The 14,189-nt window shown below is 62.5% G+C and carries 12 protein-coding genes and 1 tRNA gene; 11 read left to right on the forward strand and 2 right to left on the reverse strand.

The window, feature by feature from the left end:
• The first annotated feature begins 90 nt into the window (after positions 1-90).
• The gene (locus CH286_RS27105) at positions 91-900 is read left to right on the forward strand and encodes an alpha/beta fold hydrolase (RefSeq protein WP_032376225.1); all 810 of its coding nucleotides are present in this window, start codon (positions 91-93) and stop codon (positions 898-900) included.
• A gap of 90 nt (positions 901-990) precedes the next feature.
• On the forward strand, positions 991-1,251 hold the full coding sequence (locus CH286_RS27110; RefSeq protein WP_032376226.1) for an MbtH family protein: 261 nt from the start codon (positions 991-993) through the stop codon (positions 1,249-1,251).
• Between the two features lie 8 nt (positions 1,252-1,259).
• Here the strand turns inward: CH286_RS27110 and CH286_RS27115 are convergent, their stop codons facing one another.
• Positions 1,260-2,723: a threonine/serine ThrE exporter family protein gene (locus CH286_RS27115; RefSeq protein WP_037146856.1), complete on the reverse strand. Its 1,464-nt coding sequence runs from the start codon at positions 2,721-2,723 to the stop codon at positions 1,260-1,262.
• Between the two features lie 92 nt (positions 2,724-2,815).
• On the opposite strand from CH286_RS27115, the gene CH286_RS27120 reads away from it, so the two are divergent.
• Positions 2,816-2,887 (forward strand) — tRNA-Thr (locus CH286_RS27120).
• A gap of 390 nt (positions 2,888-3,277) precedes the next feature.
• On the forward strand, positions 3,278-3,871 hold the full coding sequence (locus tag CH286_RS27125; protein ID WP_094610989.1) for a type IV toxin-antitoxin system AbiEi family antitoxin domain-containing protein: 594 nt from the start codon (positions 3,278-3,280) through the stop codon (positions 3,869-3,871).
• 450 nt (positions 3,872-4,321) lie between these two features.
• On the opposite strand, the gene CH286_RS27130 is transcribed toward CH286_RS27125, so the two are convergent.
• Entirely contained in the window at positions 4,322-4,909 is a 588-nt protein-coding gene (locus CH286_RS27130; RefSeq protein ID WP_094610933.1) for a TetR/AcrR family transcriptional regulator, read from the reverse strand.
• Between the two features lie 333 nt (positions 4,910-5,242).
• Between CH286_RS27130 and CH286_RS27135 the strand changes: the two genes are divergently transcribed.
• The 7 genes from CH286_RS27135 to CH286_RS27165 are packed head-to-tail and all read left to right on the forward strand — an operon-like array spanning position 5,243 to position 14,171.
• The gene (locus CH286_RS27135; RefSeq protein WP_094610934.1) at positions 5,243-6,841 is read left to right on the forward strand and encodes an acyl-CoA carboxylase subunit beta; all 1,599 of its coding nucleotides are present in this window, start codon (positions 5,243-5,245) and stop codon (positions 6,839-6,841) included.
• 8 nt (positions 6,842-6,849) lie between these two features.
• On the forward strand, positions 6,850-8,853 hold the full coding sequence (locus tag CH286_RS27140; RefSeq protein ID WP_094610935.1) for an acetyl/propionyl/methylcrotonyl-CoA carboxylase subunit alpha: 2,004 nt from the start codon (positions 6,850-6,852) through the stop codon (positions 8,851-8,853).
• Positions 8,850-9,614, forward strand: coding sequence for an enoyl-CoA hydratase/isomerase family protein (locus CH286_RS27145; RefSeq protein WP_094610936.1), 765 nt, complete (start codon positions 8,850-8,852; stop codon positions 9,612-9,614). Before CH286_RS27140 ends, CH286_RS27145 begins: the two co-directional genes overlap by 4 nt.
• Entirely contained in the window at positions 9,614-10,435 is an 822-nt protein-coding gene (locus tag CH286_RS27150; protein ID WP_094610937.1) for a TIGR03084 family metal-binding protein, read from the forward strand. The genes CH286_RS27145 and CH286_RS27150 overlap by 1 nt, the downstream gene beginning before the upstream one ends.
• Positions 10,432-12,219, forward strand: coding sequence for an acyclic terpene utilization AtuA family protein (locus tag CH286_RS27155; protein WP_094610938.1), 1,788 nt, complete (start codon positions 10,432-10,434; stop codon positions 12,217-12,219). The genes CH286_RS27150 and CH286_RS27155 overlap by 4 nt, the downstream gene beginning before the upstream one ends.
• Positions 12,220-13,020 carry an enoyl-CoA hydratase/isomerase family protein gene (locus tag CH286_RS27160; protein WP_094610939.1) on the forward strand — a complete coding sequence of 267 codons (801 nt, stop codon included), beginning with the start codon at positions 12,220-12,222 and terminating at the stop codon, positions 13,018-13,020.
• Positions 13,017-14,171, forward strand: coding sequence for an acyl-CoA dehydrogenase family protein (locus CH286_RS27165; protein ID WP_094610940.1), 1,155 nt, complete (start codon positions 13,017-13,019; stop codon positions 14,169-14,171). The genes CH286_RS27160 and CH286_RS27165 overlap by 4 nt, the downstream gene beginning before the upstream one ends.
• The last annotated feature ends 18 nt before the right edge of the window (positions 14,172-14,189 follow it).

Genomic DNA, 14,189 nt, shown 5'->3' on the forward strand with positions numbered 1-14,189 from the left:
AACTGCAGGTACCCACTGGCTGTACGAGTAACCCCGTGTCGGTCCCGAACGATACGATCGCCGACGAACGCATCAGCAGTGAGGAGACCTATGCCTATCGCCAAGATCAACGGCATCGACATCAATTACCAGGTCAAAGGCAGTGGAGACCTGGTGGTTCTCGTTATGGGTACCGGCAGCCCCGGACGCGTGTGGGAGCTGCACCAGGTGCCCGCTCTCACAGCGGCGGGGTACCGGGTGTGCACGTTCGACAATCGCGGCATCGCGCCGTCGTCGGAGAGCACTCACGGCATCACTATCGAGTCCATGGTCGCCGATACCGCAGGCCTGATCGAACTCGTCCGCAACGGCGAGGAGAAGGCCTTCGTGGTCGGCACGTCGATGGGTTCACGCGTCGCGCAGGAGCTGGCTTTGGCCAGGCCTGATCTGGTGCGTAAGGCCGTGTTCCTCGCCGGTCACGCCAGAGTGGACGAGTTTCAGAAGACCCTCGCCCACGGTGAGCGGGCTCTCTACGACAAGCGGGTCGAGCTCCCCGGCACGTACTCGGCGGCGGTGACGGCAGTGATGAACCTGTCTCCTGCGACGTTGCGTGACGGGCGCAGTGCCCGCGATTGGCTGGATTTGTTCGAGTTCTCGGCCTCCTCGCCCTCGGCCGGAGTGCGTGCCCAGCTGGGGATGGAGGACGACTTCGATCGAACTTCGGCTTACCGGGGGGTGTCGGTGCCGTGCCTGTCGGTGGGGTTCGCCGACGATCGGATGATCCCCGCCTACCTGGGCAAGGAGCTGGCGGACGCCATTCCAGGCGCCCGGTACGTCGAAATCGCAGATGCCGGCCACTACGGATATCTCGAGCGTCCCGAGGCAGTCAATGCGGAATTGCTCGGCTTTCTGAAGGCCTGACGGCACCACAGCCCGACCTGCGTTGCTAGGGTCGTGTGGCACCTCACGGTGCAGACTTACCAAACAAACGTTCGCGACGAGTGAGGCGAGATGAGTACCAACCCGTTCGATGACGAAGACGGACGCTTCTTCGTGCTGGTCAACGACGAAGACCAGCATTCGCTGTGGCCGACGTTCTCCGAGGTCCCTCAGGGATGGCGTGTCGTCTTCGGTGAAGACACCCGCGCTGCGTGCTTGGAGTACGTCGAGAAGAACTGGACCGATATGCGTCCGCGCAGCCTGCGTGAGGCCATGGAAGCCGACGCTGCTGCACGCGCCTCTGCCGAGGGAACCCCCAGCGCCGAGGCCTGATCTTCGCGTTACGAAGAACCCGTGCCGCGCCGCCGACGAACCGTCGGTCGGCGCGGTTCTTCTTTGCGGCGAAGCGTCGGGCGCAGCAATTCCTCGGTGCGCGCCAGGATGCGCGGGCGGCGCAGGGTACGGGCACCCCACTCACCCAGGGTCACGCCGGCGGCCAGGCCGCAACCGACGCCGAACGCCGCGAACAGTGAGCTGATTCCCAGCAATAATTGGTCGTTCAGGATCGCGTACAGACCGCGGTACAGAGAGAGGCCCGGCAGCAATGGCGTGATGCCGGCAACGGCAACGATCAACGGCGGAATGAGCGCTCGACGGGCCAGCAGACCGCCGGCGAATCCGACGACGACAGCGGCGATGGCCGAGGCGATGATCGGACCCACGTTGAGCGTCTGCGACAGCAGGTAGACGAGGGAGCCTGCGAAACCGCCCATAAAGGCAGCCGTCAACGCACGCCGTTCTGCGTAGCAGGCAAGGGCATAGAACAACGACGCTGCCGCGCCTGCGAGCACCTTCGTGGGGACCTGCAGGATGTCCGGCGGTGCCAGATTGCTGATCTGAGGCAGATCGCTACCGATCAACGCCGCAATCCGCAGTGACGTCGCGACACCGGCGATGATTCCGCCGGTCATCATCAACACCTCGAAGAACCTCGCCGACGCCGTGATCGGGGCACCGGTGATCGCGTCTTGCACCGAGCCGACCAGCGAGAGGCCCGACAGCAACACGACCACACCGGCCGCGATGATCTGCGACGGCGAAATGCTGATGTTCAGCTGGTCCTGAAAGTTGTACAGCGTGATCGCCGGTGTCGCGGCCACGAAGCCGCCGACCACCTGCTGAAAGAAGAACGGCAGGCCCGCGCGGTTGAGCACTCGTCCGATGCGGTCGATCACCATCGTGGTCAGGAAGCTGACCACAGCCACCAGGGGGCCACCGCCGAGCAGCACACTGATGGCCGCGGCCATACCGGACCAGGCGAGGGTCGCGATCCAGCGGTTGTAGGGGTGCGGGGCCTTGGTGATGTCGTCGAGTCGGTCGAGCGCCACACTGGGCGGGACCATCTTGACGCGGACCGCGCGAATGAGACGGTCGACCTCGGCCAGACGCGTGAAGTCCATCGAGCGGTAATGCACGATGCGCATCGTCGACGCCGGAGGACGCGTCGGGCCGCGATGGGCGCTCAGAGTGATCGAGTTGTACGTGACGTCGACATCGCACCGCGCAAGGCCGTACGTCGCCGCGATGAACTGCACCTGCGTCGCAGTGTCCACCGCCGAAGTGCCCGAGGCCAACAACACCTCGCCGACGCGAACCGCGAGGTCCAGTACCTCGGCGACCGACGCATCGTCGGTCAGATCGATCGGGCGTAGAGGTGACGGCGCTGCGGTCGGCGTATCGATGGTGGCCCGACGCTCACCGGTGAGACGGCTCAGCGAAGCCGTCAGGTCTTGCAGGAAAGTCATGACCGTCTTTACACGTTGCTGGGGTGATCCACCGACAAGGTACCTGTTGACACTGAGCGTCCGATGAACGGATATGCTTGCCTCGCTTCACTGCCTCCTTAGCTCAGCGGTAGAGCACTCGCCTTGTAAGCGAGCGGTCAACGGTTCAATCCCGTTAGGAGGCTCTTGCGGACGGCTCTGACCAGTGAAAACGGTTGGGGCCGTCTCTTTTTGGCCTGTTGTGGCCGCTCGTTTCTTGTGTGAGCCCGGTCCGTCCACCTGGGTTTATCTGTCGCTTGTGACCTGGGGATTTGCCGGTTCGGCGGCTCGATTCGGCGTTCGGTGTCACAGAATGTCACAACTCGTTGCTAACTCATCGGTGAGCATTCGTGTGGATGTAGATGGATCTTTGCGGACCGGGCGGGAGTGACCAAGCCTGGATTGCGATGTTGGAATCAGTGTCGGTTCTGTAGTCTTGGAGCCTACATATTCGACACTCTATGGAGGTGACTGTGACGACTAGCGATGTGCGACGCCGTCAGACCGGGTTACCTCCCGAGTTCGCGCGGCTTCCGATGCGGATGGTGCGGGCCGCGACAGCGGCTGACGTCTACGCACACCCGCGAGCCGAGCTCGCGCGCCTGACGGACTTGGGTCTGCTGCATCGGGTGGCGACGGGCTTCTATGTGGCGGTGCCAGACGATCAGGTGGGTGGCGGTTGGATGCCTGGCCTGGAGGCAGCGGCGGCCGGTATCGCGGTTGCGGCCTACGGCGTCGATGACGCTGTCGTGATGGGGGTCAGCGCGGCTCGGTTGCACGGGGCGATTCCGCGGGCGTTGGCGACGGCTGTGGTGGCTGTGCCGACGCGACATGATCCGATTCGGTTGGTCGACCGGCAGGCAGTAGTCCGGTTCGTTGTGCGCGATACAGCGCGTCTGGATGCGGAGCGGATCGATACCGAGTTGGGTCCGGTATTGGCGACTACTGCGGAGCAGGCAGTGTTGGATCTGGTGAAGCGCCCGGGGCTCGGCGACGCCGAGGGGGAGGTGTGGCCGGCGGTGGAGCAGTTGTATCGGAAGTGCGATCCGAAGGTTTTAGCCGAGATCGCCGAGGCTCAGAAAATGCGAACGACGTTGGTGCGGATGCAGGATCGGTTGGGGGAGGAGTAGTGAATCCCTGACGTGTCAGATGTGCCTGCTGCCGCGCAGCTGGCACTGCAGATGCAACTGCCCAACAACCGGTAGGGGCAGTCCCCGTGCAATCACCCCGGCGATGAGTCCGTCAGTAGCGGGTGTGCTGATCGGTGTCATGGTTGCGGTGATGCGGGCGGCAGTGGTGAGTCACCTGTCGGTGAGGTTAATGCTTACTGCGCCAGGGGCCACGTCGACGACGGGACCACCGAATTCTTCGGCCCTCGCGGCGGAATGAATCGCTGACTGCTTCCGTGGGGGTTGCTGCATTGCTCGGACGTGTGGGAATCGCTACCGACTACTGCTCTCTGTCAGCTGTCGATTGCTCGCTCACTCCGAACTTCCTGTTCGACAGTCCAGCGAGATGATGCTGGGGGCGAAACTCCGATGTAACGGGCACCCCTGGGCACCCCTGCTGGCGGTCGAACGTCACCATTCGGTCGCGAGGCAATTCTGTGCTATCGCCATCAGGCTCGCCGCTTGTTCGTCCGGTGGTAGGCCGCTGTCCAATGTGACGCTCGACTGAATTGCGCCGATGGCAGCGTGGACAAGGACGCGCGCGCGTGAATCGTCGAGTTCCGGCCGCATTTCGAGCAATGTGGCTATCCATTCCTCGTTGTAACGACGCTGCATCCGGCGAAGTCGTCGTCGATCGGAATCTTGAAGCGAGTTGATTTCTTGGCGGTACAGCTGGACGTATCGACGGTTATGCAGGCAGAAGTCGATCTGAGTCTCGACGAGATGCTTCATGGTCGAAGCGGTGTCGGCATGCATGGCCACGATACGGTCCGCACTGCTGGAGAGCCTCGTCATGACGTCTTCGAGGAGAGCGACCAGTACTGCGTACTTACTCTCGAAATGTCGATAGATTCCGGATCCGACGATCCCGGCTGTCTGCCCGATATCGGACATCGCAACCGAATGAAAGCCCCGCGATGCGAACAACTCCACTGCCGCATCCAGAATCTTCGCGCTGCGCTCCGGGTCCCGCACACGTGCAGCCTGTGCTGTTGTCAACGTTCACCGCCTTCGAATCGCGCTAGTTACTCGCAATTTACTATCTCGTACGGTCTGGCGGCAACTGTAGGCCGGTCGACCTTGTGTTGACGGCGACGAACCACACAATTGCTGTGTGTCTGACCTGTGCTCGGGATCTCGTAGGACCAGCTGCAGTCCATAGCATGAGAACGACGAATCACTAGAGCGGAGCGGTCGGGACACCCAGCGTGGTGAATGTGTGGTTGACACGGCCACTGCGTCGAAGTTAGTTTATGGTCATTCACTATAGTGTAACCCACGACACACCGACTCGATCGGTGATCGTGCTCCGAGGAGAAGTAAGGCGGGAAAATGGCCGTATTGCAGGCTGCTGTCGACACGACCTCGTCGCAGTTCAAGACCAATCTCGATGTTCAACGTGCTGCAGTCGCCGCGCTCGACGCCCAGCTGGAAACCGTCGTGGCCGGCGGAGGCGAGCGCTACGCCCAGCGTCACCGCGACCGCGGCAAGTTGCTCGCCCGTGAGCGCATCGAACTGCTACTGGACCGTGACGCTTCGTTCCTGGAATTGTCGGCGCTTGCCGCGTGGGGGACAGAGTTCACGGTCGGTGCTGCCATTGTCACCGGCGTCGGTGTGGTCGAGGGCGTCGAGTGCATGATCATTGCGCACGACCCGACGGTGCGCGGCGGCGCGATGAACCCCTTCACTCTCAAGAAGAATCTGCGCGCACTCGAGATCGCCCGCACGAACCGACTTCCGGTGCTCTGTCTGGTCGAAAGCGGTGGTGCCGATCTGCCGACTCAGTCGGAGCTGTTCGTGTTCGCAGGCAAAATCTTTCACGATCTCACCGAGTTGTCGTCGATGGGAATTCCGACGATCGCGCTCGTGTTCGGAAACGCCACGGCAGGTGGCGCATACGTGCCGGGAATGTGCGATTACTCCGTGTTGGTCGACAAGGCAGCGAAGGTGTTCCTCGGTGGACCGCCACTGGTGAAGATGGCAACCGGCGAAGACGCCGACGGTGAGCAGCTCGGTGGTGCCGACATGCACTCACGCGTCTCCGGTGTCGCCGACTACTTCGCAATCGACGAGGTCGACTGCATTCGGATCGGTCGCGACATCGTCACGCACCTCAACTGGCGCAAACACGGGCCCGGCCCGAGTGTGCCCGCCGACGAACCGATCTACGACTCCGAAGAACTCCTGGGCATCGCGTCGGGCGATCAGCGAGTTCCGTTCGACCCGCGTGAGGTCATCGCGCGTGTGGTCGACGGGTCTCGTTTCTCGGAATACAAGCCTCGTTACGGAACGTCCCTCGTGACGGGCTGGGCAAGTGTGCACGGGTTTCCGGTCGGAATCCTGTCGAACGCACGGGGCGTCCTGTTCAGCGAGGAGGCTAAGAAGGCAAGCGAATTCATCCAACTTGCCAATCAAACGGACACACCGCTGATCTTCCTGCAGAACACCACAGGATTCATGGTGGGAACCCAGTACGAGCAGGGTGGCATCATCAAGGACGGATCCAAGATGATCAACTCGGTGACCAACAGCAAGGTTCCGCACATCACGATCAACATGGGCGGATCCTTCGGTGCCGGCAATTATGGAATGTCCGGTCGTGCGTACGACCCTCGGTTCATGTTCACCTGGGCTAATGCCCGGCTCGCTGTGATGGGCGCTCAGCAGCTCGCGGGCGTGATGTCCATCGTCGGAAAGTCCGCAGCCGAGTCCGCAGGCCGCGCTTTCGACGCCGAGGGTGATGCCGAGCGCACGGCAGCGATCGAAAAGCAGATCGAGGACGAGTCGCATCCGTTCTTCGTCTCCGCCCGCATCTACGACGACGGCGTCATCGACCCTCGTGATACCCGCTCGGTTCTGGGCATCGCACTGTCCGCCGCCCATTCCGATCATGTCGCCGGCCAGCGCGGCTACGGCGTATTCAGGATGTGAGAGAAGCAATGTCGAAAATCAAGAAGATCCTTGTCGCCAACCGCGGGGAGATCGCTGCCCGGGTCATGCGCACCGCCCGCGAAATGGATATCGCCACCGTTGCGCTGTATTCGGATGCGGATCGGGATGCCCCATACGTGCGGCTTGCCGACGAAGCTGTTCACCTCCCGGGGACCGCCCCCGCTGACACCTACCTCCGCGCTGATCTCGTACTGTCCGCAGCAGCGAAGACCGGAGCCGACGCTGTTCATCCCGGATACGGATTCCTCTCGGAGAACGAAGAGTTCGCACGAGCATGCGCCGCTGCCGGAGTCATCTTCATCGGACCGTCGCCGGAAGCGATAGCCGCTATGGGTTCGAAGATCGAAGCCAAGAACATCATGTCCGCGGCGGGCGTTCCGGTGCTGCCGGGAATGGTCGTCGAGAACGAGGCCGACGAAGATCCGGCACGGCTCGCCGACGCTGCCACCCAGATTGGTCTGCCCGTCCTCGTCAAGGCAGCGTACGGCGGGGGAGGCCGCGGCATGCGGATCGTCACCACCGCCGACGAGCTCGTGGAGGCCGTGCGAAGTGCCAGAAGAGAGGCGCTCTCGGCCTTCGGCAACGGCACCGTATTTCTCGAGAAGTTCGTCGAATCACCACGACACATCGAAGTCCAAATCTTCGGCGACCGTCACGGAAACGTCGTTCACCTCGGTGAACGCGAATGCTCGATCCAGCGGCGCTATCAGAAGATCATCGAAGAATCGCCGTCCACGGCGGTCGACGACGAACTTCGCGCTGCGCTCGGACAGGCCGCAACCTCCGCTGGCAAAGCGCTGAACTACGAAGGCGCAGGAACCGTCGAGTTCGTCATGGCACCGGACGGTGCGTTCTACTTCCTCGAAGTCAACACGCGCCTTCAGGTCGAGCATCCCGTCACCGAAATGGTCACCGGCACCGATTTGGTGCGGGGCCAGATACTGGTGGCGGCCGGCCAACCCTTGCCCGACGAGATCCTGAACCCGACCTTCACCGGCCATGCCGTCGAAGTGCGGCTGTATGCCGAGGATGCCGCAGCCGGATTCATGCCGGTATCGGGGACCTTGGCAACCTTCGAAATTCCTGACTTCCCCGGGATCAGGGTCGACGCCGGATTCGAATCCGGCTCGCACATCAGCACTTTCTACGACCCCATGTTGGCAAAGATCATCGGCTACGGACGCGATCGCGACGACGCGTGCGACCGCGTTGCGCGCGCTCTCACCGAGTCGTCGGTGCACGGAGTCACGACAAATCGAGATTTGTTGATCGGGATCCTCAGGGAGGACGAGTTCCGCTCCGGTGCAACGGACACCGGATACCTCGAACGACATTCCGTCGCGGAGCTGACATCGGCGCAAACAGACGGAAGTATCGCGACTACTCATGCGATTGTCGCGGCTCTTGCAGCACTGACCGAACGACGCGAATCGACCAAGGTCCTGCCAGGACTGCCGTCCGGATTCAGGACGGTGCGCAGTGCTCCGCAGTCGTTGATACTCGATCACGACGGAACCGAGCTGGACGTTCGATACAGAGTGCAGCGCAACACTGTTCGAGCTTCGGTCGGTGACACTACGTTCGACAGTATCGAGGTCGTCTCTCGATCAGCGAATTCGGTCGATGCTGTCATCGACGGAGTTCGGCGCCGTTACCGGATCACTCGGGTGGGGCGTGCGCATTACGTGCACAGCTCGCTCGGCAACTCCGAATTCATCGAGGCCGAGCGATTCCCGGACCCGGCGGGCAGGCAAGAAGCAGGGTCCCTGCTCGCACCGATGCCGGGAACGGTCGTCAGGGTGGCTGTAGCCGAGGGCGAGCGCGTCACCACCGGTCAGGCTGTCATCGTGCTGGAAGCGATGAAGATGGAGCACACCATCAAGGCACCCGCGGACGGCACGGTCGGGGCACTGCCGGTCGTCGAAGGTCAGCAGGTGGATGCGGGCACCGTGCTGGCCGTCATCACGAGCGAAGGGGAGGACGGACGATGACCGACGAAGTGACCTACGAGGTCGTACGCGGTGTTGCCTGGCTCACGATCAACCGCCCGGAGGCGCGAAACAGCCTGAACAAGGCCGTCCGTGACGGACTGTTCGACGGCATACGCCGATTCAATGACGACAAGGCTGCACAGGTTCTGGTCCTGACCGGAACCGGAGAGAAAGCATTCTGCGCAGGCGGGGACCTGAAGGAGATGGCCGACAATCAATTGACTGTCCCGCCGGTGGATTTCGTTCCCCAGTTCGGTCGAAACATCACGGTCGACAAGCCAACCATCGCCGCCGTCAACGGCGCAGCCCTCGGCGGAGGGTTCCTCCTTGCACAGACGTGTGATCTCGCTGTCGCGTCGAGTACGGCGACCTTCGCAGTGTCCGAGGTGAAGATCGGTCGGGGCTCGCCGTGGGCAGCGCCGTTGTCCTGGATGATTCCACCCCGCATCGCGGCCGAGATCGTGTTGACCGGGATTCCCTTGTCTGCGCAGCGGGCATACGAGGTGGGGCTGGTGAACAAGATCGCCGAGCCGGCCGAGCTGCGTTCTGTCACACAATCGTTCGCCGAGCAGATCGCCTCGAACGCGCCACTGTCGGTCGCTGCAGGCAAGAAAACGATGCGATTGACCGCCGAGCACTCTCTCACCGAAGCATTCGACCGCGCCGAGAAGATCTGGGAGCCGGTCTATCACAGTGCCGACGCACAAGAGGGTATGAGAGCGTTCCGCGAGAAGCGGAAACCAGTCTGGACGGCACTCTGATGGCACTGGACTACCCAGCTCTGTTGGACGACCTACGTACCGAATCGACGAACTTGATCGCGGTCCTGACCGGACTCGACGCCTCGGAGTGGGATATCCCGACACCGTCACCGGGATGGGCGGTGCGCGATCAGGTTTCGCATCTCGCCTACTTCGACGACACGGCGAACGATGCGTTACGCGATCCGAACCGCTTCCGGATCGATGCTGCCGAACTGATGAAGAACGGGATGGGATTCCCCGACGTGATTGCCGAGCGGTACCGTCCGATCACACCAACGGATCTTCTGTCGTGGTTCGAGCGCTCCCGCGCCGATCTGCTCGCTATGTTCCAACAGTCCGGTCCGCGCGACCGCGCCCCGTGGTACGGCCCGGACATGAGTGCTGCGTCTTCGGCGACAGCCCGGTTGATGGAAACCTGGGCGCACGGCCAGGACATCTACGACGCCCTCGGGCGCGCTCACCCGACGAGTCCTGGTCTACGGAGCATTGCTCATCTCGGGGTGAGCACGTTCGGTTTCGTGCACATGCTCAACGGACTCGATGTACCGGAAATCGCTGTGCGGGTGGAGCTCTCAGCACCGGACTCCGACGAAATCTGGACGTGGGGATCGGAGGACGCAGTCGACCGCGTTACCGGGCCTGCCGAGGACTTCGCTCTCGCGGTCACCCAACGTCGCCATCTCGACGACACCCGACTGACGGTCACCGGCCCGACAGCTCAGTCGTGGATGTCGATTGCTCAGGCGTTCGCGGGTGCACCGGGCCCGGGTCGAGCACCGTCGACATCCGCGACTCTGCAGTCAGGAGTAACGCGATGAACCCTGGAACCATCCCGAGGCGTCCTGTCCGTATCGGAAACGCATCCGGTTTCTACGGTGACCGCATCGCAGCCTTCCGAGAGATGGTCGACGGCGGCCCGATAGACGTCGTCACCGGTGACTACCTGGCCGAGTTGACGATGCTCATTCTCTGGAAGGCACGCAAGAAAGACCCGGACTCGGGCTATGCAAAAACCTTTCTCACCCAGATGAAGCAGGTCTTGGTCGACTGCATCGACAAGAACATCAAGATCGTCGTCAATGCCGGTGGTCTCAACCCGGCCGGGCTCGCCGAGAAAGTGCGCGAACTTGCTGCCGAGCTCGACGTCGATGTCAAGGTCGCGCACGTCGAAGGCGATGACCTCCATCCTCGCCTGAGCGATCTGCAGAAAGCAGGCCATCCACTTCGACACTTGGACAACGGAGTCGCCCTTGCCGATGCGGACGTGGAACCGGTCTCGGCGAACGTGTATCTCGGGGGCTGGGGAATCACGGCTGCCCTTCAGGCCGGGGCGGACATCGTAATCTGCCCGCGCGTCACCGACGCATCACTCGTCGTCGGTGCCAGTGCCTGGTGGCACGAGTGGACGCGCGAAAATTTCGACGCGTTGGCGGGTTCCGTTCTCGCAGGCCACATCATCGAGTGCGGTCCGCAAGCAACGGGCGGAAACTACTCGCAGATCAACGAGGTAGTGGATCGCCGTTACCCGGGGTTCCCGGTCGCAGAGGTCGCTCACGACGGCAGTTTTGTCATCACCAAGCACCCCGACACCGGCGGATTGGTCTCGGTCGGGACGGTGACAGCGCAGCTGCTGTACGAGGTCGACCACCCTCGATATCTGAACCCCGACGTCACAGCTCACTTCGATACCGCACGTGTCGAGCAGGAGGACGAGAACCGGGTACGGGTATCGAACGTCGTGGGAACTCCGCCGCCGACCTCCCTCAAGGTCGCGATGAACTACGTCGGTGGATTCCGCAACACCATGACCATGGTGCTCACCGGACTCGACATCGAGGAGAAGGCCGCGTGGGCGACGGAAGAACTGTTCGAGATACTGGGCGGCAGAAAAGCGTTCGACGACTCCGACGTGCAGCTGCTTCGTTTCGACCGCAGCGACCCGGTGACGGCTGCACAGGCGTCGGCGCATCTTCGGGTAACAGTGAAAGATCGTGACCGAAGCAAGGTCGACCGCGCATTCTCCGGTGCCGTGATGGAGCTCGCGCTCGGCGGTTATGCAGGCTTCCACACCACGACCCCGCCATCCTCGGCTACCGAATTCGGGGTGTACTGGCCGACGCTGATTCCGTCGTCCGAAGTGGAACACGTGGTTGTGCATCACGACGGATCACGCGAAACGATTCCTCATACAGCCGGCGTCGCGGCGGCCAGAACGGAGTCGGAACCGGCGTCGGATGAGCCGACGCACGACGACGGAGACCGACCTGTCACGCGGCGGCCGATCGGGCACGTCGTTGCGGCTCGTTCCGGCGACAAGGGTGGCAAAGCGAACGTCGGTGTCTGGACCGATTCCGACGAGCGATGGAACTGGCTTCGTGTGCACCTGACGGTCGATCGATTCGTCGAACTGGTCCCCGAGGCAACGGGTCTGAATATTTCACGCTACGAGTTCGCCAATCTCAGGGCGCTCAATTTCGTGGTCGATCGTTTCCTCGGCGACGGGGTGGCATCGTCGACGAGACCGGATGCACAAGCCAAAGGGCTCGGGGAATACCTACGGGCGCGGCATACCGACGTACCGGATGAACTGGTGGACGGATAGATGACCGGACTGACGACCTGGGACGTAGGCCGCGTGCGGGTGGTGGCTTTCGACAATCCGGAAAAGATGAATGCGGTGTCGACTGCGACAGCAGCAGCCTTGGCAGGTGAGCTCCGCCAAGCGGCATCCGACCGCAGCGTAGGTTCGGTGGTGTTGACCGGCGTCGGTACCAATTTCTCTGCGGGTGGGGACATTCAGTCCATTCTCGACACGATCGCCAGCACCGACAGTTTCGCCGAGGCGGACTTGATGTCCGCATTTCACGATGCGCTCACCGAGATATGGGACAGCCGATTGCCAGTGGTAGCGGCGGTGTCCGGAGTTGCTTACGGTGCGGCATTCAATGTGGCAATGGCATGCGACTTGGTGGTCTGCGCAGCCGATGTTCGGTTCTGCCAAGTATTCGTGCGTCGAGGAGTCATCCCCGATGCCGGCGCGGCGTATCTGTTACCGCGTCTGGTCGGTGCACGACGAGCCAAGGATCTGCTCCTGCGTGCGCCAGTGGTCGATGCCGAGCGTGCGGTGGAGATCGGCTTGGTCAACGAAGTCGCCGAAGACGCATCGCGCGCACTCACCCGAGCCGTCGAGTTGGCCGCCGAACTTGCGGAATTCGACGATTTTGTGATCGCGATGACCAAGAAGTCCATCAACACTGCATCCGATCAGAGCTTGCGCGGTGCACTCGCACACGAGTCGGCTCTGCAATCCACGACTCTGCTCCGAAGCGGCGCCGCAGCGGGCTTCGAGCAATTCCGAGTGCCACAGGGCGCCCGCACACTCTCACACGAGGAGACGACATGAACTTCACCGAATCCGAAGAACACCGCGCAATCCGCGACGCTGTCGGTGCCATCACCGACAAGTTCGGGCCGGATTATTTTGCCGAGCGTGCTGCGGCCCACGAGCCGACCGACGAGTTGTGGAAAGCGTTGGCCGACAGTGGCTTCATCGGTATCAACCTGCCCGAGGAGTACGGCGGTGGTGGAGCGGGGATGACCGAGCTGGCACTGGTGTGCGAGGAAACCGCGGCCCACGGATGCCCCCTTCTATTGCTTCTCGTATCGAGCGCGATCTCGGGTGAGTTGATCGCGAAGTACGGCACCGACGACCAGCGTCGGGAATGGCTGCCGCGCATGGCTTCGGGGGAGACGAAAGTCGTCTTCGCGATCACCGAACCAGACGCCGGGTCGAACACTCAAAAGATGTCGACCACCGCACGTCGTGATGGTGACGACTACATACTCAACGGATCGAAGTACTACATCTCCGGCGTCGACGAGGCAGGCGCGATCGTCGTCGTAGCCCGCACAGGCAAGGACGAAGCGACGGGCCGCGGAAAGCTGTCCCTTTTTCTCGTTCCCACCGACACACCGGGTTTGGTCAAACACATCCTGCCGGTCGCAGCAAGCCTTCCCGAGAAGCAATTCACTCTCCATTTCGACAACGTCCGACTCCCGGTCAGCAGTCTCCTCGGCGACGCAGACGAGGGTTTCCGGCAAGTATTCGACGGTCTCAACCCGGAACGGATCACCGGCGCTGCGGTATGCGTCGGAATCGGGCGATTCGCAGTCGAGCGGGGAGCGGCCTACGCGCGAACCCGGTCCGTGTGGGGAGTGCCGATCGGTGCGCACCAAGGCGTCGCCCACCCACTGGCCAAAGCCAAGATCGAAGTCGACCTCGCGGCGATGGCGACCTCGCGTGCAGCATGGCTCTACGCCGAGGGCCAGCCGGCAGGGGAAGCGTCGAATGTCGCCAAGTACGCCGCCGCGGAGGCTGCCGTCGGTGCCGTGGAGACCGCCATCCAGACGCACGGCGGTAACGGACTGAGCGTCGAGTACGGATTGCTCCCGCAGTGGAGTGTGGCGCGGTTGTTGCGGATTGCCCCGGTCAGCCGCGAAATGATTCTCAATTATGTCGCGCAGCACAGTCTTTCGCTGCCCCGGTCCTACTAGAACCAACTACGGAGGAAT

The organism is Rhodococcus sp. WWJCD1 (genome assembly GCF_002258735.1).
Classification (GTDB): Bacteria; Actinomycetota; Actinomycetes; order Mycobacteriales; family Mycobacteriaceae; genus Rhodococcoides.

Excerpts from the sequence above, each read along its gene's own strand:
- CH286_RS27155 (WP_094610938.1), top strand. The coding sequence starts at position 10,432 with ATGAACCCTGGAACCATCCCGAGGCGTCCTGTCCGTATCGGAAACGCA.
- CH286_RS27110 (WP_032376226.1), top strand. The coding sequence starts at position 991 with ATGAGTACCAACCCGTTCGATGACGAAGACGGACGCTTCTTCGTGCTG.
- CH286_RS27145 (WP_094610936.1), top strand. The coding sequence starts at position 8,850 with ATGACCGACGAAGTGACCTACGAGGTCGTACGCGGTGTTGCCTGGCTC.
- CH286_RS27150 (WP_094610937.1), top strand. The coding sequence starts at position 9,614 with ATGGCACTGGACTACCCAGCTCTGTTGGACGACCTACGTACCGAATCG.
- CH286_RS27140 (WP_094610935.1), top strand. The coding sequence starts at position 6,850 with ATGTCGAAAATCAAGAAGATCCTTGTCGCCAACCGCGGGGAGATCGCT.
- CH286_RS27115 (WP_037146856.1), bottom strand. The coding sequence starts at position 2,723 with ATGACTTTCCTGCAAGACCTGACGGCTTCGCTGAGCCGTCTCACCGGT.
- CH286_RS27105 (WP_032376225.1), top strand. The coding sequence starts at position 91 with ATGCCTATCGCCAAGATCAACGGCATCGACATCAATTACCAGGTCAAA.
- CH286_RS27125 (WP_094610989.1), top strand. The coding sequence starts at position 3,278 with ATGCGGATGGTGCGGGCCGCGACAGCGGCTGACGTCTACGCACACCCG.
- CH286_RS27165 (WP_094610940.1), top strand. The coding sequence starts at position 13,017 with ATGAACTTCACCGAATCCGAAGAACACCGCGCAATCCGCGACGCTGTC.
- CH286_RS27160 (WP_094610939.1), top strand. The coding sequence starts at position 12,220 with ATGACCGGACTGACGACCTGGGACGTAGGCCGCGTGCGGGTGGTGGCT.
- CH286_RS27135 (WP_094610934.1), top strand. The coding sequence starts at position 5,243 with ATGGCCGTATTGCAGGCTGCTGTCGACACGACCTCGTCGCAGTTCAAG.